This window comes from Maricaulis salignorans (genome assembly GCF_900103475.1).
Classification (GTDB): domain Bacteria; phylum Pseudomonadota; class Alphaproteobacteria; order Caulobacterales; family Maricaulaceae; genus Maricaulis; species Maricaulis salignorans.
This window is the reverse complement of the sequence record NZ_FNHG01000027.1, coordinates 1-19,121: the sequence shown is the minus strand read 5'-3', so window position 1 is coordinate 19,121 and position 19,121 is coordinate 1. Positions and strand designations below refer to the sequence as shown.

Annotated in this window: 12 protein-coding genes and 2 tRNA genes; 8 read left to right on the top strand and 6 right to left on the bottom strand. The window is 62.1% G+C overall.

Going from position 1 to position 19,121, the window contains the following annotated elements; genetic code table 11:
- Positions 1 to 96 precede the first annotated feature (96 nt).
- Positions 97 to 1,617: a trigger factor gene (gene tig / locus BLT42_RS14490; protein WP_091771888.1), complete on the bottom strand. Its 1,521-nt coding sequence runs from the start codon at positions 1,615 to 1,617 to the stop codon at positions 97 to 99.
- A gap of 273 nt (positions 1,618 to 1,890) precedes the next feature.
- Positions 1,891 to 2,043 (bottom strand) — tRNA-Leu (locus BLT42_RS15175).
- An 81-nt stretch (positions 2,044 to 2,124) separates the two neighbouring features.
- On the opposite strand from BLT42_RS15175, the gene BLT42_RS14485 reads away from it, so the two are divergent.
- Complete coding sequence (locus BLT42_RS14485; protein ID WP_143024176.1) at positions 2,125 to 3,144, top strand: hypothetical protein; 1,020 nt, start codon at positions 2,125 to 2,127, stop codon at positions 3,142 to 3,144.
- A 44-nt stretch (positions 3,145 to 3,188) separates the two neighbouring features.
- Here BLT42_RS14485 and BLT42_RS14480 read toward each other — a convergent pair.
- Positions 3,189 to 3,273 (bottom strand) — tRNA-Leu (locus BLT42_RS14480).
- Positions 3,274 to 3,793: 520 nt separating this feature from the next.
- Between BLT42_RS14480 and BLT42_RS14475 the strand changes: the two genes are divergently transcribed.
- Both BLT42_RS14475 and BLT42_RS14470 read left to right on the top strand, forming a co-directional pair.
- On the top strand, positions 3,794 to 4,618 hold the full coding sequence (locus BLT42_RS14475; RefSeq protein ID WP_091771886.1) for a response regulator: 825 nt from the start codon (positions 3,794 to 3,796) through the stop codon (positions 4,616 to 4,618).
- Positions 4,619 to 4,706: 88 nt separating this feature from the next.
- Positions 4,707 to 5,309 carry a methyltransferase domain-containing protein gene (locus tag BLT42_RS14470; RefSeq protein WP_091771885.1) on the top strand — a complete coding sequence of 201 codons (603 nt, stop codon included), beginning with the start codon at positions 4,707 to 4,709 and terminating at the stop codon, positions 5,307 to 5,309.
- Here BLT42_RS14470 and BLT42_RS14465 read toward each other — a convergent pair.
- From BLT42_RS14465 to BLT42_RS14455, 3 genes are all read right to left on the bottom strand, one after another.
- Positions 5,306 to 6,730 carry an MATE family efflux transporter gene (locus BLT42_RS14465; protein ID WP_091771884.1) on the bottom strand — a complete coding sequence of 475 codons (1,425 nt, stop codon included), beginning with the start codon at positions 6,728 to 6,730 and terminating at the stop codon, positions 5,306 to 5,308. The two genes, BLT42_RS14470 and BLT42_RS14465, sit on opposite strands and share 4 nt — an antisense overlap.
- A 90-nt stretch (positions 6,731 to 6,820) precedes the next feature.
- Complete coding sequence (locus tag BLT42_RS14460) at positions 6,821 to 9,100, bottom strand: NADP-dependent malic enzyme (protein ID WP_091771883.1); 2,280 nt, start codon at positions 9,098 to 9,100, stop codon at positions 6,821 to 6,823.
- A 74-nt stretch (positions 9,101 to 9,174) separates the two neighbouring features.
- A complete protein-coding gene (locus BLT42_RS14455; protein ID WP_233342532.1) occupies positions 9,175 to 10,731 on the bottom strand; it encodes an NAD(P)H-hydrate dehydratase in 1,557 nt (518 codons plus the stop codon).
- An 89-nt stretch (positions 10,732 to 10,820) separates the two neighbouring features.
- On the opposite strand from BLT42_RS14455, the gene BLT42_RS14450 reads away from it, so the two are divergent.
- From BLT42_RS14450 to parE, 5 genes are all read left to right on the top strand, one after another.
- Positions 10,821 to 11,159 carry a P-II family nitrogen regulator gene (locus tag BLT42_RS14450; protein WP_091771882.1) on the top strand — a complete coding sequence of 113 codons (339 nt, stop codon included), beginning with the start codon at positions 10,821 to 10,823 and terminating at the stop codon, positions 11,157 to 11,159.
- A gap of 41 nt (positions 11,160 to 11,200) precedes the next feature.
- Positions 11,201 to 12,604, top strand: a complete 1,404-nt coding sequence (gene glnA / locus BLT42_RS14445; protein WP_091771881.1) for a type I glutamate--ammonia ligase — start codon at positions 11,201 to 11,203, stop codon at positions 12,602 to 12,604.
- 167 nt (positions 12,605 to 12,771) lie between these two features.
- Positions 12,772 to 15,951, top strand: a complete 3,180-nt coding sequence (locus BLT42_RS14440) for an autotransporter outer membrane beta-barrel domain-containing protein (protein ID WP_091771880.1) — start codon at positions 12,772 to 12,774, stop codon at positions 15,949 to 15,951.
- Between the two features lie 54 nt (positions 15,952 to 16,005).
- On the top strand, positions 16,006 to 16,608 hold the full coding sequence (locus BLT42_RS14435) for a transglycosylase SLT domain-containing protein (RefSeq protein WP_091771879.1): 603 nt from the start codon (positions 16,006 to 16,008) through the stop codon (positions 16,606 to 16,608).
- A gap of 38 nt (positions 16,609 to 16,646) precedes the next feature.
- Positions 16,647 to 18,662 (top strand): DNA topoisomerase IV subunit B, encoded by a 2,016-nt coding sequence (gene parE / locus BLT42_RS14430; protein WP_091771878.1) that lies wholly within the window; start codon positions 16,647 to 16,649, stop codon positions 18,660 to 18,662.
- Positions 18,663 to 19,121: the final 459 nt, after the last annotated feature.

Below are 19,121 nucleotides of genomic sequence, written 5' to 3'. Positions count from 1 at the left end.
AGCCGCAGGCTGCAGAGAGAGGTGCGATGCGCCGGGTAAAAAAAAGCGCCGGGGCGAAACCGCACCGGCGCTTTTTACGTCTGAGACCCGATTTGATCAGGCGTCTTTCTTTGCAGCCGGCTTCTTCTTGGCCGCTGGCTTGGCTGCAGCTTTCTTCGCCGCAGGCTTGGCTTCCGCTTTCGCGTCAGCCTTGGCCGCAGGCTTTTTCTTGGCCGCCGGCTTCTTCGCCGCCGGCTTCTTCGCCGCAGCCTTCTTCTTGGCAGGCTTGGCAGCCGGTGTTTCTTCGTCGTCCGCGTAGAGCGCTTCCTTGGTCACCGGTACATCGGTGACGTCGGCGAGCTCGAGGATGTAGTCGACGACTTTTTCCTCATAGATTGGCGCACGGACCTGGGCGACGGCGCCCGGATTCTTCTGATAGAACTCAACGACCTGACGCTCCTGACCCGGATAGCGCATGGCTTCCTGGTTGATCGCGCGGGACAGTTCTTCCTGGGTGACGTCGAGCTTGTTGCGATTGCCAATCTCGGCCAGCACCAGACCCAGACGCACACGGCGCTCGGCGATGCCGCGATACTCGGCCTTCAACTCGTCTTCGCTCTTTTCCTTGTCGTCGTCTTCCAGGTGACCGTGTTCGATCGCATGGGCAACTTCACGCCAGATATTCTCGAACTCGGCTTCAACCATTTTCGGAGGCAGATCGAAATCATGCGCTTCGTCGAGCTGGTCGAGCACAAGACGCTTGACCTTCAGACGCGATTGCGCGGCGTGCTCGCCGGCGAAACGCTTCTTCAGGGCGTCCTTGAGGGCATCCAGGTCGGACAGGCCGAGGCGCTTGGCCAGCTCGTCATCAATCTTGGAGTCCTGTGGCGCTTCAACAGCCTTGACGGTGACGTCAAAGACGGCCTCTTTGCCGGCCAGATGCTTGGCCTGATATTCAGCCGGGAAGGTCACGGTAACGGTGCGCTCTTCGCCAGTCTTGGCGCCGACAAGCTGTTCTTCAAAGCCGGGAATGAAAGCGCCATCGCCCAGACCAACGCGATTATCCTCGGCGGAACCGCCTTCAAAGGCGACGCCGTCAATCTTGCCGACAAAATCGATCACGACGATATCGCCATTCTCGGCCTTGGCAGCCTTGCCCTTCTTCGGCGCGAATTCGCGGCTCTCATCAGCCAGCTTGACCAGCGCTTCGTCGACTTCCTCATCGGAAACCTCGATCACCGGGCGCTCAATCTTCACTTTCGACGGATCGGCCGGCTCGAAATCAGGCATGATTTCCAGGCTGATCTCGAACACGAAATCCGACTTGCCCGACGTAACGGCCTTGGCATCGCTGGTGACATTGACTTCCGGCTGCGAGGCCGGGCGAAGCTTGCGCTCGTCCAGGGTCTGCTGGGTGGTGGCCGGAACCAGTTCATTGAGCAGATCGCCCATGATTGATTCGCCGAACATGCGGCGAATATGGCTGGTCGGCACCTTGCCCGGGCGGAAGCCCTTCAGGCGGACTTCAGGACGGATCTCCTGGATTTTCGCGTCCAGGCGAGCTTGCAGGTCGTCTGCAGCAAAGACGATCTCATAAGTGCGGCTCAAGCCTTCAGCGGCTTTCTCGGTGACGTTCATGGGTTGGCCCTGGCATTGCTGTGGAGGCGGACAAATCCGCAGTCAAATTCGAGCGCGCGTTATGTCACGCCGATTCACAGCGCGCAACGCCGGGAAGCGGCTTGCGGCCGCAGATGTGTGCTGGAAGGGCAGATTGGGGCACAGAATGGGCAGTTTTGGGCAAGGATTGGAGAGCCATGCTGCCCTCCTGCGCCAAAGGCTTCGGACGGCACCTCTTCGCCCCAGGTGCGCGCTGCGGGTGGCTTGCCCAGCCGGAGCCCGCAGGGCGAAGGGTGGTGCGGATGGAGGGAATCGAACCCCCACGTCTTGCGACACCAGAACCTAAATCTGGCGCGCGCATTTTATTCCCTTGTTTTTGTTAAGCTTACTATATTTAGGCGTCACAGAAGCCGTCACTCGCACCACAACACGTCATGGCGCCACCGCTTTGCGCGGCCAAGGCTAACCAGCAGTCAATGAAAGCCCAATCTTGTTTCGCATCTCGAACTGCGCGGCTAGAGTGCGGACATGTCTGATGAAGCAAATCAACAAGCCTCGACCGAAAGGCCTATCAACGGCTTTCGCCTACCGAATTGGGCCAAAGGCATTGGTAGAGCCGCTATAGCTCCCAATTGGTGGTCAGCCGTATCCTCCGTAGGCTTGCTCCTGCTAGGGGCGTACCTCGCTTTTTGGTCCCCACTTTCAGACGCAATAGAGGCAGAACTCCGTGCTGAGCGAGCCCAGCTTCTGACGGATGTCGTTGATCGACAGGCACAACTGGGGCGTTTGACCGAGGAAAAGAGCGCCGCTGAGAACCAAATTGAGGTTCTTTCCAGAGACATCGCGGCGAGAAGCAATGATCTCGCAGATGCCCAATCCGAGTTAGCGGACGCGGAACGCTTTCTTGAAACCGCGGAAAGTCAGGCTGCAGCAGCTCAGGAGAGCCTTGAGATTACAGCTCGGCAGCGAGAGCAGGCTGAAACGCAACGAGACCGCGCCCGGAACGAATTAGCATCCCTGAACCAAGAAATTGTCGAACGATCGGAACGGTCAACGATCGACGCAATGCTAGGAAGAGAAAGGTTAAGTCCAATATTCGGAGCAACATCGCTGCTCCTCACCGAAGAGTATCGACAAATCACATCGCGCGAGGAAATTGATGGATATCTAATTGCCTCGCACGATTTGATTTCCAGCAGGCTAGCGAACCTTCCGGAAACCGAGAATGACGAAGCGATAGTGCGTGGCATAACGCGAGTTGTAGATCGATGGGAAAACGCATGCAGCACCACCGAACAATGGTTTTCTCTTACTCGAACAAACAGTTTATTCGAACGCTTGGAAATGTATCGCCATGCTGTCGAGATTGCAGCAAACCACCCCATTCCAGATGGCCCAATAAACACGGTCGAAGACATAAACGCGCAGAGTGTCGCGCGCGGTGAACGATATGAGTTAGAACGCGAAGCGCAGAGAATAAACTTTGAGCTTCGCGAGATGCTACACCAAGCGGTAATCGAGGCTGCAGAGAGTTGTCTCGATTACTAGCAGTCATACTCAGGCCTCTGCCCGAGCCTAAGAAATAATCAATTTGGTGCGGCTGGAGGGACTTGAACCCCCACTCCTTGCGGAACGTGGACCTAAACCACGCGTGTCTACCAATTTCACCACAGCCGCGCCCGAGAACAAAACGAGTTCTTGAGGCTCAATCCAATGTGTATCGCGTCACAGATCGCGTCACAAACGTGCGGGACATGTGTCTAGTGCGAGGTACGCCCCACTCCAACCAATGCAATCCATTGAATTCGCTGTGCGCGTCACAATTTCCATTGCGAGTTCGCACGGGTGGAAAGCGTTGACCTAAATCTGGCGCGTCTACCAGTTCCGCCACATCCGCATGAGGTTGTTAGCCGGACGCCCTATCTATCCCACACGACGCTGTCGTCAATCTCGTGCCGCTGCACCGGGCCCTCCGGCCGCTCACAAGCGGACATGCATAATATATCCTTCGCCCGGACAGTCAGCGGCCCTGGCCTGTGCGGCCCTGCCCTGGCTGGCGGCTCGGCGAAAGGCTCGGCGGGCTGCGCCCGAAATCGCCGAGGCACCACACCGCCCCGGCGCTCACGCAAGAGATAATTAACCACATATTCCGTGTGATAGGGGCGAATTTGCCGCTGTGGGGCCCGTACGAATGACAATGACATCAACGACTAAGGAGGCGGCCACACCTGGCTCTGCCCCGATCCATGTCCTCCATATCGAGGACCTCAATTGCGACGCCTTGCTGATCGAGCATTTCCTGCGCAACACCTATCCGGGCCCGGTCAAACTCCACCGCGTCAAATCCCTCGCCGAAGGCCGGGCGGCGCTGGGCGAAACGGCTTTCGACATTCTCCTGCTCGACCTCGGCCTGCCCGATGCCACGAACATGGAAGACGATATCGCGGCGCTGCACGCGGTACGTCCCGTGCCGCTCATCATCCTGTCCGGATCGGACAATGCGGAAATCATTGGCCGCACTTTCGCGTCCGGCGGCGAGGACGCCCTGGTCAAATCGCTGGAGAATTTCCAGACCCTCGGATCGGTGATCGTGCGGACGCTGGAGCGCGCCAGTGCGGCGCGATTGCATCAAGGCCAGGTGCAGGAAATGCACGCGCTATATCGCCAGTATTTCGATGCCTGCAGCGATGCGGTAGTGGTGACGACAGCGACCGGCGAATTGCTCAGCCGCAATGCCCATGCGGACCGTCTGTGGGGCGCCACGAATATTGAGTCCTACGCGCGCAATTTCAAACTCCGCCTGGATGAACCGCTCCGTTTCCCCATGATCCTGCAATTCTCTAACCCACACCGGTTCGAGATCCACGATGCCATCATCACCCCGGTCGAGCACAATGGAGCCAAGATCCTGATCTCCAGCATCCGCGACACCCGGCAATCAAGCCCGACCCACGCCGCAACGGACGTGGTTCAGCTTCACCCGCAGGCCGCGGTCCAGACAGACCAGCGCTGCGCCAGCTGACGCGCCGCTTGCGCCGTCACTCTCTGTAGTCCTAGCTAGGTGTTTGCTGATCGGGTCGCCTTTGCGGCTGCCCACTGGGAGACGCCGGATGAGTGAAGAACGCTCCGCATTCGACTGGGAAACCCGTTTCGCCGCCGAGGACACGCCCTGGGAACGGCCCGGCCTGCACCCCGCCATGCTGGCCTGGGTCGAAGCCGGCGAGCTTGAGCCCGGCGCGCGGGTCATCATCCCCGGCTGCGGCCGCTCACCGGAACTGGGCTTTCTCGCTGCACGCGGCCTGGAGGTGACCGGCGCCGACCTTTCCGCCACCGCCCTCGCCTTCCAGCGCCAGGCCGTGGAAACCGCCGGACATGGCGCAGCCCTGCTCGAAGGCGACGTCCTCGCCCACCGCCCCGACACACCCTATGACCGGGTCTATGAGCAGACTTTCCTGTGCGCCATCCCGCCGCGCCTGCGCGTCGATTATGAGCGCGCGCTGTGTGACTGGCTCAGGCCGGGCGGGCATTTGCTCGCGCTGTTCATGCAGAAGGACGTGGCTGGCGGCCCGCCCTATGGCTGCGCCCTGCCCGCCATGCGCGAACTCTTCCCGGCGCAGCGCTGGATCTGGCCCGATGATGATAGCTTCATCGCCTGGCCGCACCCCTCACTGACGGGCAAGCCCGAGCTGGCCGGCATTCTGGTGCGCCGCTAGGAGGCGTCCTCGCCGGCAGCGGCCGGCGCTGTCGGCACTTTGCGCGCCTTGCCATGCTTGGCCGTCATCGGCGCCCGGGTGAGAATATAGAGGCCCGCCAGTGTGCCCGACACGACATTGGCAAAGGCCACGCCCCAGATCACACCTTCCGGCGCATTGAGCCAGATCGCACCGATCAACACGCCCGGCACCATCAGTCCCAATGCCCGTCCGGCCGTGATCGCCATGCCATGACCGGGTCGGCCGAGACCATTGAAACCGGCGCTGGCCGCGATGGTGATGCCATAGCCGGCAATCGTCAGTGGCACGATGCGCCAGTAGAATACGGCCGTCGCCTGGCCGGCCTCGCTGGGCAGGAAGGCCGCCGCGAGCAGGTCGGCGCACAGCCACAACACGACGGCAATCGCTGCGCTCCAGCCGATGCAGAACAGGAAGCTCGAGCGGAAAGCCTCTCGCACCCGGTCCAGCCGGCCGGCGCCGCCATTCTGGCCGGTCACCGCGCCAACACAGGCGGAAAGCGCGAACAAGGGCACGATCGCGAAAGCCTCGATCCGGCCGGCCACGCCGAGCGCCGCGACGGCGGCATCGCCGAAGCGCGCCATCGCCAGTCCGCTCATCGCAACCGTCATGGCGATCGGGTTGAAAATATTCGAAATGCTGGCTGGCAGGCCCACACGGGCGATTTCGCCCCAATGGTGCCAGACCTCACCCAGATCGCTCCAGCCGAAATCGATCAGCTTTTCCCTGAACACGAGATACCAGCCAACCATGGCGAAGGTCAGCGCATTGGCGGCGACAGTGGCCAGGGCGGCACCCGACACGCCCCAGCCGAGACCGGGAAAGAGACCAAACACGTCATCGAGGATGAAAATCGGGTCGAGGATCAGATTGAAGATCGCCGCCGCGATCATCATCAGGCTGGGGATCACCGCATTGCCCAGGGCCCGCAGGATATTGCTTGCCACCATCGGCCCGACGATCAGCACGATACCGCCAAACCAGACCGTCATGTAATCAACGACGTGCGGGAGCATGGTGTCGCTGGCACCGAGACCGCGAAAAATCGGTTCGACAAACACGATCCCCAGCGCCGAGACGGCTCCGACCGACAGGAGGGACAATGTCATCGCGTCGGTGGCGATGCGCGGGATCGAGCTGGCATCCTTGCGTCCGGCAGCCCGTGACACCGCCGAGACCGCGCCGGCACCGAGCCCGATCGAAACACTCATCACCAGCATGGTGACCGGAAAGCTCATCTGAACCGCGGCCTGCTGCGCCGTGCCCAGCGTGCCGACCCAATAGGTGTCGACAATCCCTACCAGCATCATGGCGAGGATGCCGAAACTCATCGGCACAATCATGCGCAGCACATGCCCGAAGATCGGCCCCTCGGTCATGTCGTGTGCTGTCCGTCCGGCCATGGTGCATCCTTATCAACGCGCAGGCGATGTTAGATAGAGATAGCCAGAGGAGTCTGCACCCGGCTGACGTCACTTCCCCGTGAATGGCAGCTATGCGGTGGCTTTGTTGAGATCGTAGGCGGCAATGCTCGCCAGGTTGACGATATCCGTCACCGAGGCCCCGAGCCGGGCAATCTGGACCGGTTTCTCCAGCCCGACCAGCATCGGACCGATCACTGTCGCCCCGCCCGCTGCCTTCAGCAAGCGCACAGCAATCGAAGCGGAGTGTACCGCCGGCATGATCAGCACATTGGCCGGCTCGCTCAGGCGCGAGAAGGGATAGAGCTCGTGATGATCGGGATCGAGCGCGATATCAGCCGCCAATTCGCCCTCATATTCGAAATCCACGCCGAGCTTGTCGAGAATGCGTACGGCATCCTGCATCTTTTCCGAACGTTCGCCCGGCGGATTGCCGAAGCTGGAATAGGACAGGAAAGCGAGATGCGGGGTCAGCCCGAAACGGCGCGCGGCATTGGCTGTCGCGATCGCGATTTCGGCCAGGGCCTGGGCATCGGGAAATTCGGTGACGGAGATATCACCAATGATCAGGGTCCGGCCGCGCGAGACGGCAGCGGCTACCCCCACGGCGCGTCCGCCCTCGACCGGTTCGAGCGCCAGCTTGACGTCGCGCATCACCACATTTGAGTGACGCGTCACGCCGGTGACCATACCGTCGGCCTGGCCCATCTTCAGCATGCAGGCCGAGAAAACATTGCGGTCATTATTGACCAGACGCTGAACGTCACGGCGCAGATAGCCCTTGCGCTGCAGACGCTCATACAGGAAGTCGGCATAATCCGAATTCTGCTCGGACAGGCGGGCATTGCAAATGGCCAGCGTGTCGGTCGGGATGCCAAGTTCGCGCATATTGGCGAGCGCGACATTCTCACGTGCGACCAGGATCGCCTTGCCCAGGCCCTGGGACTGAAAGGCATGGGCGGCGCGGATCACTGACGGCTCTTCGCCTTCCGCGAAGACAATCGTTTTCTGCTCGGCACGGATCGAGGCGGCGACGCGTTGCTGCAACGCGGCCGTCGGATCGAGCCGCCGCGCCAGGGTGTGCGTGTAATTGACGCCTTCCGCGAAGGGCAGCCGGGCGACACCGCTATCGACTGCGGCCTTGGCGACAAATGGCGGCACCCAGGAAATCAGGCGCGGATCAAAGGGCGACGGGATGATGTAATTGCGTCCGTATTGCAGGCGCTCGCCCTTATAGGCAATCGCGACCTCATCAGGCACGTCCTCACGCGCCAGCGCTGCCAGAGCGCGGGCCGCAGCGATCTTCATTTCTTCATTGATGGTGCGGGCCCGCACATCAAGCGCGCCGCGGAAGATATAGGGGAAGCCGAGGACATTATTGACCTGGTTGGGGTAGTCCGAGCGTCCCGTCGCCATGATGACATCGTCGCGCACGGATTTGACCGCTTCCGGCGTGATTTCCGGCGTCGGATTGGCCATCGCAAACACGATCGGGTTCGGCGCCAGGCTGGCGATTATCTCCTTGGTGAAGACACCGGCCGCCGACAGGCCGAGCAGGACATCGGCCCCGGCCGCAGCTTCGGCCAGCGTGCGGGCCTCGGTCTTGACGGCGTGCTTGGCAAGACGCTCGTGCAGGCCTTGCCGGCCCTCATAAACCACACCGTCAATATCAACGACGATCGTGTTTTCCTTGCGCACGCCGATCGATTCGATCAGCTCCAGCACGGACAGGCCTGCCGCTCCGGCGCCACACAGGACGACCTTGGTGTCCTCCAGCTTGCGCCCGGTAATGTCGCAGGCATTGATCAGGCCGGCCGTGGCAATAATCGCGGTGCCGTGCTGGTCATCATGGAAGACCGGTATATCGAGCATCTCCCGCAAACGGCGTTCGATCTCGAAGCATTCCGGCGATTTGATATCTTCCAGATTGATGCCGCCAAATGAGTCGCCGAAACCGCGGACACAGGCGATGAATTCCTCCGGATCGGTATAGTCGATCTCGATGTCGACGGCGTCGATATCGGCAAAGCGCTTGAACAGGATCGCCTTGCCTTCCATCACCGGCTTCGAGGCCCGCGGCCCCAGATTTCCGAGGCCGAGAATAGCGGTCCCATTGGAGACAACGGCCACCATATTGCCCTTGGACGTATAGTCGTAAACCGCGTCAGGATCGGCCGCGATGGCCCGCACTGGTGCCGCGACACCCGGCGAATAGGCCAGGGCCAGATCGCGCTGGGTCGACATCGGCTTTGTCGCGGCGATGGCGAGCTTGCCCGGCGTTGGCTTGTTGTGAAACAGCAGGGCATCGATATCGAGCTGGCTATCGGCGCTGTAGGGCTTATCTGACGACATGGGACAACCTTCCTGAGGGCGTGGAGCGAACATGACCTGAGCCGCCGCCCGCGCCAAGCCCGCAACCTGTATTATCAGTCCTTCGCGCTGAGACGCTCGAGCGCCAGGGCCCGGGCGCACCGGGCCGCCAATGCCTGCAGCACGTTTGGCAACATGCCGGGAATGTCCTCAGCCGTGAGGCCGGCACCAAGGCGCATCCCGGCATCGCCATGCAGCCAGGCGGCAGCGCAGGCCGCGTCGAAGGGTCCAACCGACTGCGCCAACAACCCACCGATCAAACCTGCCAGGACATCACCACTCCCCGCCGTGGCCAGCGCCGGACTGGCATGGCGATTGATGACCACACCCTGCCCCGGCGCAGCAATCACCGTGTCGGCTCCCTTGAGCAGAACGACACAGCCAGTCAGCCGCGCCGCCATAATCACCGCATCGATCCGGTTTTCGGAACCCGTGAGCAAGCCGGGAAACAGGCGCTCAAACTCACCGGCGTGAGGCGTGATGACATCGATGGGGCGAAGCCGCTCAAACAAGACCTCCGGCCCGTTCTCGAATGAGGTCAGCGCATCAGCGTCGAGCACCAGCGGTGCCGGCTGGACCAGGGCCTCGCAAACCGCGCGGCGCGTCGGCTCACCCACCCCGGCGGCCGGCCCCATCACCGCCGCGCTGGCCCTCAGCGTGGTCAGGAACTCGCCGCTGTCCGCCTCGCCATCCCAGCGCTTGAGCATCACCGCCGTCAGGGCCCCGGCATTGACCAGCATCGCCGAGCCCGGACTGGCCAGCGTCACCAGACCGGCGCCGGCACGCAATCCTGCCATGGCTGCCAACCGCGCTGCACCGGTCGAGGACGCGCCACCGGAGAAGACCACCAGGCGGCCGCGCTGATGCTTGTGCGTGCTGGCGCCCGGTGTGGGCAGCGCGTTGTGCCATAGCGCCGGTTCATTGAGATGACCCAGCGGCGTGATAGTCTCGCGCCAGCCCGCCGGGATCCCGATATCGGCAACCACCCGCTCGCCACACAGTGAAGCCGCCGGCTCGAGGCAATGGGCCGGCTTGCGGGCATGAAAGGTCACGGTGAGGTCAGCTCGCATGGTGATGCCATCGGGATCGGGGCAATCACCGCCGATCCCGCTGGGCAGATCAACCGCAATCACCGGAATGCTCCGCTCAGCGAGGGCAATGGCCAGCTGGGCCGCGACGCCCTCCAGCGGCCGGCTCAGCCCGGCGCCAAATATCGCATCGACGACGAGGCCGGCATCGCCCAGCGATCCCGCTGTCATGGCCTCGACCGGTCCATCCCAGAGCGCCAACGCCGCGGCAGCATCGCCCTTGAGGCCCGCCGGATCGCCCAGCAGCGCAACCCGCACTGGCCAGCCAGCCTGCCGCAAGATCCGGGCACAGACGAAGCCGTCACCGCCATTATTGCCGGGTCCGCAAAGAATCAGCGCCGGACGCCGGGCCCAGCGCGTCCGGATCGCCCGGGCGACGGCAAGGCCGGCGGCCTCCATCAATACCGAACCTGGCACCCCCGCGCTGGCAGCGTAGCGGTCGCAGGCGCCGCAATCAGCGGTCTTGAGCACGTCGAGAGGCATCATCGCTCCATTGTGCAGCACAACTGCCCGTTCGTGAGGCATTTGTGAACGGGAATACTAGCCCGGATCATTTGCCTCTTGTAACGCACAAGCGCATCACTAGCGTCATCCTCAGGAATTCGGAGTCGGTCATGAAGAAAATCGAAGCCATCATCAAACCGTTCAAGCTTGATGACGTGAAGGAGGCACTGCAGGAGATCGGCGTGCAAGGCCTGACTGTCATTGAGGCCAAGGGGTTTGGTCGTCAGAAGGGCCATACCGAGCTGTATCGCGGTGCCGAATACGTCGTCGACTTCCTGCCCAAGATCAAGATCGAGCTGGTCCTGCCCGCTGACCGGGTCGAAGCCGCCATCGAGGCGATCCAGAACGCCGCCCAGACCGGCCGCATCGGCGACGGCAAGATCTTCGTCAGCCCGGTCGAGCATGTCATCCGCATCCGGACCGGGGAAACCGGCCTCGACGCGCTTTAAACCCTCCCCTGTCGCCGCCCAGCAAATTCGGAGCCTGGCCCATGTCCAACGAAATTATCAAGAAACTGCACGATGAAGACATCAAGTATGTCGACCTGCGCTTCACCGATCCGCGTGGCAAACTGCAGCATGTCACCTTCGACCGGTCCGAAGTGAATGAGGACTTCTTCGAGGACGGCGTGATGTTTGACGGTTCCTCGATCGCCGGCTGGAAGGCGATCAATGAGTCCGACATGGTACTCAAGCCGGATCCGAGCGCCATGTTCATGGATCCTTTCTACCAGCAGCCGACCATGGTCCTGTTGTGCGATGTCCTCGAGCCGGGCACGGGCGAAGCCTATAATCGCGACCCACGCACCACCGCCAAGAAGGCCGAATCCTTCCTCACCTCCACCGGGATCGGCGACACCGCCTATGTCGGTCCGGAAGCGGAATTCTTCATCTTCGACGATGTCCGCTACACGACGGGCCAGGCTGAAACGAGCTATTCGATCGACAGCGAGGAAATGTCGCAAAACTCCGGCCGTCATTATGAGGGCGGCAATATGGGCCACCGCCCCGGTCCGAAGGGCGGCTATTTCCCGGTCAATCCGGTTGATACCTGCCAGGACATGCGCACCGAAATGCTCTCCGTGCTCGAAGAGCTCGGTCTGAAGCCGGAAAAACACCATCACGAAGTCGCCCCGGCCCAGCACGAACTCGGCATGAAGTTCGACACGCTGACCACCATGGCCGACCGCATGCAGATGTATAAATACACGGTCAAAATGGTCGCCCATGCCTATGGCAAGACCGCGACCTTCATGCCCAAGCCGATGTGGAACGACAATGGCACCGGCATGCATGTGCACCAGTCGATCTGGAAGAACGGCAATCCTGTCTTCGCTGGCGACCGTTACGCCGACCTGTCGGAAACATGCCTGCATTACATCGGCGGCATCATCAAACATGCCCGCGCGATCAATGCGTTCGCCAATGCCTCCACGAATAGCTACAAGCGTCTCGTGCCTGGCTATGAAGCCCCGGTCCTGCTGGCCTATTCGGCCCGCAACCGGTCGGCCTCGATCCGCATCCCCTGGGTCACCTCGCCGAAGGCCAAGCGGCTTGAAACCCGCTTCCCCGATCCGGCGGGCAATCCCTACCTCACCTTCGCCTCACTCCTGATGGCCGGCCTCGACGGGATTGAGAACCGGATCGATCCGGGCGACCCGATGGACAAGGATCTCTACGATCTCCCACCTCAGGAGCTCCAGGGCATTCCGACCGTCTGCCGTTCGCTGCGTGAAGCGCTCGAATCGCTCGATGCCGACCGCGACTTCCTCAAGAAGGGCGGCGTCATGGATGATGATCAGATCGACGCCTATATCGAGCTGAAAATGGAAGAAGTCCTGCGTCTGGAGATGCATCCCCATCCGGTCGAATTCGACATGTACTACTCCTGCTAGGCGGCAATCGCCCCCTTCAGGACTGCCAATTCAACACGGCCGGGAGCAATCCCGGCCGTGTCTGTATGCGTTTAGGTCTCCAGAACGGTCGACGAGCCGCCTTGCATTCGCTACAAATCACGTCGAGTTTGCCGAACCGTTTTCGGCCATGATCATCAGGAGTCGGTATGCGTCGCCGTTTTATGTTTGCCAGCGCCCTTGTATCGCTGACCGTTGCTGCCCCTGCCGCCTTCGCGGATCGCGAAGTGTCCACAGCCATTACCGACCCGATCGCCACCTCGACCGCGGGCGATGGCGGGGTTGCCGACAATATCGTGATCACCAGCTCCGGCCGCGTCACGCGGACGACGGTCGGCACGCCGGCCCTGACACTCGACAGCGATAACGACATCACCCAGGACGGCGTCGTCTCGGTAACCTCGGACGATGATGGCGCCGTTGGCGTCCACATCATCGGCGGCAATACCGGCAATTTCACCAGCACCGGCCAGATCGTCGTGACCAGCGAAACCGTCCCGACCGATGAAGATGACGACGGCGATGTTGACGGCCCCGGCGCAATCGGGAGCAACCGCGTCGCGGTCCTCGTTGATGGCGTCGCCGTTTTCACGGGCGACATCCTCTTTTCCAATACCAGCCAGATGATCGTGCGCGGCAATGATTCTGCCGGCATCCGCATCCTCACCGGCATTGATGGCTCAGTCGATTACAGCGGCCGCCTGACACTCGTGGGCGACCGTTCAACGGCGATCGACATCCAGGACAATATTTCCGGTGATCTGAATGTTGGTGGCTCGATTACCGCCAATGGCGCTGAGGCAGCCGGCGTCTCGGTCCTCGGCGATGTCGGCGGCGGCATAACGCTGCGCGGCAATATCAGCACGACGGGCTATCGTTTCCTGGCGCGTCCGAGTGAGACCTTCCTCGAACAGCTGGAACCTGACGACCTGTTGCAGGGCGGCAGCGCCCTCGTGCTCAGCGGCAATGTCGCCGGCGGTCTCTATGTCGGCGGCCCGACGGCGGACACGCCGTCGGAACCGACCTCAGGGCTTGCCACACGCGGCGACGCGCCAACCATGCACATCTTCGCGGGTGCCAGCGATATCGTCCTCGGCGAAGTCGTGATCCCGGCAATTGCGGACGATCCAGACACCGCGGATGTCGATGAGAGCCAGGCAGCCCAGCATCTTGGATACAGCTTTGTCATCCGCGGCCAGGTCACGGCCAGCGGCGATCTTGACGGCGTCGATGCGACAACCATCCGCGTCGAGGGCGGTGCAGGCACGACTGCAACGCTGACCGGCGGTTTGCTCAATCAGGGCATCATCAGCTCCTTCGCCTATGGCGAACCGGGCGAGGAAGCGGTGGCGACGACCGTCAGCTTCGGCGCTGGCGCGATCATTCCCCTCCTCACCAATCTGGAAGAGCTCCGTGCGACAGCCGTCGGCACCGGCGCGACGGCCCGCGTCGTGATGCTCGATGCCGGCGCCTATCTGCCCTCGCTGGTCAATGAAGACACGATTTTCGCCAATGGCGTCGAAGGCGCCAGCGCTGTGGCGATCCGGGATCTCTCCGGCAGCCTGACCTCCGTGGTCAATTCCGGCGTCATTTCTGCCCTCTATGGCGCGCCGACTTCAGCCGATGAAGTCGCCCATGAGACCGTCGCGCTCGACCTGTCGCACGCCACCACCGCCACCCTGGTGCGCCAGTATCGCCGCGATGGCGTCGATGAGGATGTCAGCCTGGCGATCTATGGCGATGTCCTGTTCGGCAGCGGCGATGACGTGCTCCAGGTTGAGTCTGGCCAGGTGACCGGCAATATCAGCTTCGGCGATGGCGCCGACCAGCTTGTCATCACAGGCGGCAGTATTGTCTCCGGCGTGCTGGACGATTCCGATGGCGACCTGGCAATCAGTGTCGATGATGCCAACCTGATCCTCGGTGCCACAACCGACACAGGCATCAGCGATGCACGGTTCGGCGACGGCGCGGTCCTGAGCTTCCAGATTGACCACACGCTCGACGTCGCCGCTTTCGTCAATGCGTCCGGTACGGTGACGTTCGAAACCGGTTCGCGGATCACCTCCGCCCTGACCAATCTGATTGGCGAAGGCGCGACCTATGTCGTTCTGACCGCCGACAGCCTCGTCATCGAGGAAGCCCTGGACGTGCTCCAGGACACCACAGCGCCCTATCTCTACGAAGCAGCGCTCAATTTCGATCCCAATGATTCCAATTCGCTCACGCTGACCTTGCAGCGCCGCACCGCTGAACAGCTTGGCATGAATGCCAATCAGGCCGGCGCCTATGAGGCGACCTATACGGTTTGGCAAAATGACACCGAACTCGGTGCGGCCATCGCATCACTGACGACGGAACGCGACTTCTTCCAGGCCTATGACCAGCTGCTGCCGGAATATGCGGCCAGCGCGATCCAGTTTGCCCTCGCAACCAATGACAGCGCTGTCGGCGCTCTTTCCAACCGGCTCGATGCCGTGCGTCGCAGCCCGGACGATACCGGTGGTTTGTGGGTGCAGGAGTTCGGCTATTATGCTGATCGTGCCGGCACCTCCTTCGGTCCCGGTTATCGCGGCCATGGTATCGGCCTGGCGGTCGGTTTCGACCAGCCCTTCGGCCCCTTCTATGCTGCGGGTGTCAATTTTGTCGGTTCGGCCAGCGAAATTTCCGAAGTCGACGGCTTTGATGATCCGATGTCCGCCGTCTCCGGCCAGATCGGCGCCTATGCCGGCTCGAAATTCGGTGAGACCACGCTGGATATCTATGGCGCGGTCGGGTTTGACAGTTTCGAGCATAATCGCCGCATCGTCATCGGCAGCTATTCGGCCTCGCCGACAGCCAGCTGGAGCGGTTACCACCTCGCCGCCTCGGCCCGTGTCGGACGCGATTTCAGCGCCGGAAATTATTATCTCCGGCCGTCGGCATCGATTGATTATCTCGGGCTCTACGAAGGTTCCTACACTGAAACCGGCGGCGGTTCCGGCGTCGACCTGGTCGTATCGGATCGCGAATCGAGCAGTTTCTCGGCCACGGCCCTGGTGACACTCGGTGCCCGCTATGCCGGCAGCGACAGCTGGTGGTCGCCGCATATCCAGGCGGGTTTCCGCAATGAATTCAGCGGCGGCGAAACCGAGACCGATGCCCATTTCGTCGATTATGACGAGACCTTCACCCTGCGCTCGCAGCAGATCCCCGGAACCGGCTTCATCTTCGGCTTCGGCATTGCAGCGGGGTCGGGCTATTCGGTCTTCTCCTTCGATTATGACGCCGACCTGCGCGAGGACTTCATTCGTCACACGGCCCGTCTCGTCATGCGGATGGTGTTCTAGGACCTCAGTCCACCGGCAAGACTCGATTAACCCTGGCAGGCCAGACTGCGCGGCATGAAACCTGCCGCCCTCTTCCTCTGCCTGGCTCTTGTCAGCCTGTCTGCCTGTACGACACCAACCCCGTCGCAGACGGCGGATGTCTGCCTGATCCTCGAGGATAATCGCGCCTGGTGGCGGGCAATCCAGCGCACCGAGCGCCGCTGGGGCGTGCCGCCCGGCGTGCAATTGGCCATCCTCAAGCGCGAATCCAGTTTCAACGCCCATGCCCGGCCGGCGCGCAATCGCCTGTTCGGGATTATTCCCGGGCGCCGCCCCTCCAGTGCCTATGGCTATGCCCAGGCGCTCGACGGGACCTGGGACTGGTATCGCGAAGATACGGGCCGTGGCGGCGCCAATCGCAATAATTTCGGTGACGCCGTCGATTTCGTCGGCTGGTACGCCTCCAAGAGCCGGCAATTGTCGGGCATCGCTTCAGACAATGCGCGCGATCTCTACCTGTCCTATCATGAGGGCCATGGCGGTTTTAATCGCGGCTCGTATCGCTCCAAGGGCTGGCTGGTGAATGTCGCGGCCGACGTTGCCCGCGACGCGCAGCGCTATCAAACGCAGATCAATGGCTGTGAGCGGCGGCTTTCCCACCGTTTTTGGCTGTTTTGAATCTCCCCTAGTCGCTCCGACTCGGGCATGTTGACCCGATGTCATCACCAAGCTCGCAATCCGACCTGTTTTCCGCCTCGCCTGCGCCCATCCCTGATGCGACGCCGCCGGCAGGCTATTCCGCGGCCCAGATCGAGGTCCTCGAGGGCCTGGAAGCCGTGCGCCGCCGCCCCGGCATGTATATTGGCGGCACGGATGAGCGCGCCTACCACCATCTCTTCGCCGAAATCCTCGACAATTCGATGGATGAGGCCGTGGCCGGCTGGGCCGACCGGATCGAGGTCTCGCTCGATGAGGACGGTTATATCACCGTCACCGATAATGGCCGCGGCATCCCGGTCGATCCGCATCCGAAATTCCCCGACAAGTCGGCGCTGGAAGTCGTGCTGACCATCCTGCATGCCGGCGGCAAGTTCTCCGACAAGGCGTACAAGACCTCCGGCGGACTGCATGGCGTCGGCATCTCCGTCGTCAATGCGCTCTCCTCGGTGCTTGAGGTCGAAGTCGCGCGCGAAAAAGTGCTGTGGTCGCAGAATTATTCGCGCGGCCTGCCGCAGGGACCGATCGTGCGCGTCGGCGCGACCGCCAATCGCCGCGGCACCCGCATCCGCTTTTTGCCCGATACCGAAATTTTCGGCGACAAGATGAAGGTCAGCCCGGCGCGCGTCTATGCGATGACGCGTTCGAAGGCCTTCCTGCGCCGCGGCGTCAAAATCCTGTGGCGCTGCCCTGAATCCATGGTCGAGGGCACGGACATCCCGTCCGAGACCGTGTTGTGCTTCCCCGGCGGCCTCGCCGACCGGCTCTCGGAAATGACCGGCAAATCCGCCCTGGTCACGACCGAAGCCTTCAGCGGCAAGGTCGAGCGCCCCGATGATGGTGGCGGCGTCGAATGGGCAATGGCCTGGTCGAGCAATGGTTTCGGCAGCGAGGCCGACGGGTTTTGCCAGACATTCTGTAACACCGTGCCGACGCCCCAGGGCGGCACGCATGAACAGGGTTTCCGCGCCGCGATCACCAAGGGTCTGCGCGCCTATGCCGATCACAGCCACGCCAAGAAAGCGGCCCTGATCACACCCGATGACGTGCTCGGCGGTGCCGGATCGCTGGTCTCGGTCTTTATCGGCGAACCGGAATTCCAGGGCCAGACCAAGGAACGCCTCGCCTCGCCGGAAGCGGCCAAACTGGTTGAAATGGCCGTGCGCGACCAGTTCGATCACTGGCTGGCCGGCTCGCCGAAGGAAGCCACCAAACTCGTCGAATGGGCGATCGAGCGCGCCGAGGACCGGCTGCGCCGGCGCAAGGAAAAAACCGTCAAACGCCAGTCCGCCTCGCGCCGCCTGCGCCTGCCCGGCAAGCTGGCCGATTGCTCGCGCGCCGATGCCGATGGCACCGAGCTTTTCCTGGTCGAGGGTGATTCCGCCGGCGGTTCGGCCAAACAGGCGCGCAATCGCAAGACCCAAGCCATCCTGCCCCTGCGCGGCAAGATCATCAATGTCGTCTCCTCGGCCAGCGACAAGGTCGCGGCCAACCAGGAGATCAGCGATCTGCAACTGGCGCTTGGTTGCCAGACCGGCTCCAAGTTCAAGCTCGAGGAATTGCGCTATCAACGCATCGTCATCATGACCGATGCCGATGTCGACGGCGCCCATATCGCTGCCCTTTTGATCACATTCTTCTTCACCTCCATGCCCGAGCTGATCCATGCCGGCCGCCTCTATCTCGCCCAGCCGCCGCTCTTCCGCCTGACCCAGGGCAGCCACACCCTCTATGCCCGCGATGAAATCCATCGTGACCAGCTCCTGCGCGACGAGTTCAAGGGCTCGGCCAAGGTCGATATCGGCCGCTTCAAGGGCCTCGGCGAAATGACCCCGGCGCAGCTGAAAACCACCACCATGGATCCCGGCGTGCGCACCCTGGCCCGCGTCACCATCCCCGAGGGCGGTTTGCCGACGGTCGAGGCGCTGGTGGAAACCCTGATGGGCAAGAAGCCGGAATTGCGCTTCGCCTATATCCAGGAACATGCCCCGGAAATCAGCACGCTGGACATCTAGGCACACCGAAATCTCCACGCCGCGAGCGGCTGGAGGTTTGAGTGGTTCCCATCGAGATGGGAGGGTGCGGGACGCCGGCGAATGCCGGTAACCGGTAATGTTAGTAGCGTGACATTCGTGACGTCCCGCACGTGCAGTTTTCCCGTGGCGTCTCCACCGCCGTTTCCAATCCAGAAAGGTACTCAGGTCGGTCGTTTAGTGCCGTCAGACCTTAATGGACGCCCTGCCAGTGCTCAGGTTGTCACCCCTTCGCCCGGACAGGCTGCACGCTCCCGTTCGCCGCGACTGACTGAGCTCGTGCCTCCCGTGCGACCGGAACGGGCGGATTATGCGCGCAGGTTGAGGGGGTGGGGATAAGTTTGACGATTTATCGTCATCCCGACGAAGGTCGGGACCTCGATATCGCAGGCTCCGACCCTGTCACGTCACGGTCCCGGCGTACGCCGGGATGATGTGGGA

What these genes read in the sequence shown, in the direction of transcription:
- BLT42_RS14460 (WP_091771883.1), bottom strand. Translation starts at nt 9,100, where the DNA reads ATGTCGTCAGATAAGCCCTACAGCGCCGATAGCCAGCTCGATATCGAT.
- BLT42_RS14475 (WP_091771886.1), top strand. Translation starts at nt 3,794, where the DNA reads ATGACATCAACGACTAAGGAGGCGGCCACACCTGGCTCTGCCCCGATC.
- BLT42_RS14450 (WP_091771882.1), top strand. Translation starts at nt 10,821, where the DNA reads ATGAAGAAAATCGAAGCCATCATCAAACCGTTCAAGCTTGATGACGTG.
- glnA (WP_091771881.1), top strand. Translation starts at nt 11,201, where the DNA reads ATGTCCAACGAAATTATCAAGAAACTGCACGATGAAGACATCAAGTAT.
- parE (WP_091771878.1), top strand. Translation starts at nt 16,647, where the DNA reads ATGTCATCACCAAGCTCGCAATCCGACCTGTTTTCCGCCTCGCCTGCG.
- BLT42_RS14485 (WP_143024176.1), top strand. Translation starts at nt 2,125, where the DNA reads ATGTCTGATGAAGCAAATCAACAAGCCTCGACCGAAAGGCCTATCAAC.
- tig (WP_091771888.1), bottom strand. Translation starts at nt 1,617, where the DNA reads ATGAACGTCACCGAGAAAGCCGCTGAAGGCTTGAGCCGCACTTATGAG.
- BLT42_RS14470 (WP_091771885.1), top strand. Translation starts at nt 4,707, where the DNA reads ATGAGTGAAGAACGCTCCGCATTCGACTGGGAAACCCGTTTCGCCGCC.
- BLT42_RS14455 (WP_233342532.1), bottom strand. Translation starts at nt 10,731, where the DNA reads ATGCCTCACGAACGGGCAGTTGTGCTGCACAATGGAGCGATGATGCCT.
- BLT42_RS14435 (WP_091771879.1), top strand. Translation starts at nt 16,006, where the DNA reads ATGAAACCTGCCGCCCTCTTCCTCTGCCTGGCTCTTGTCAGCCTGTCT.
- BLT42_RS14465 (WP_091771884.1), bottom strand. Translation starts at nt 6,730, where the DNA reads ATGGCCGGACGGACAGCACACGACATGACCGAGGGGCCGATCTTCGGG.
- BLT42_RS14440 (WP_091771880.1), top strand. Translation starts at nt 12,772, where the DNA reads ATGCGTCGCCGTTTTATGTTTGCCAGCGCCCTTGTATCGCTGACCGTT.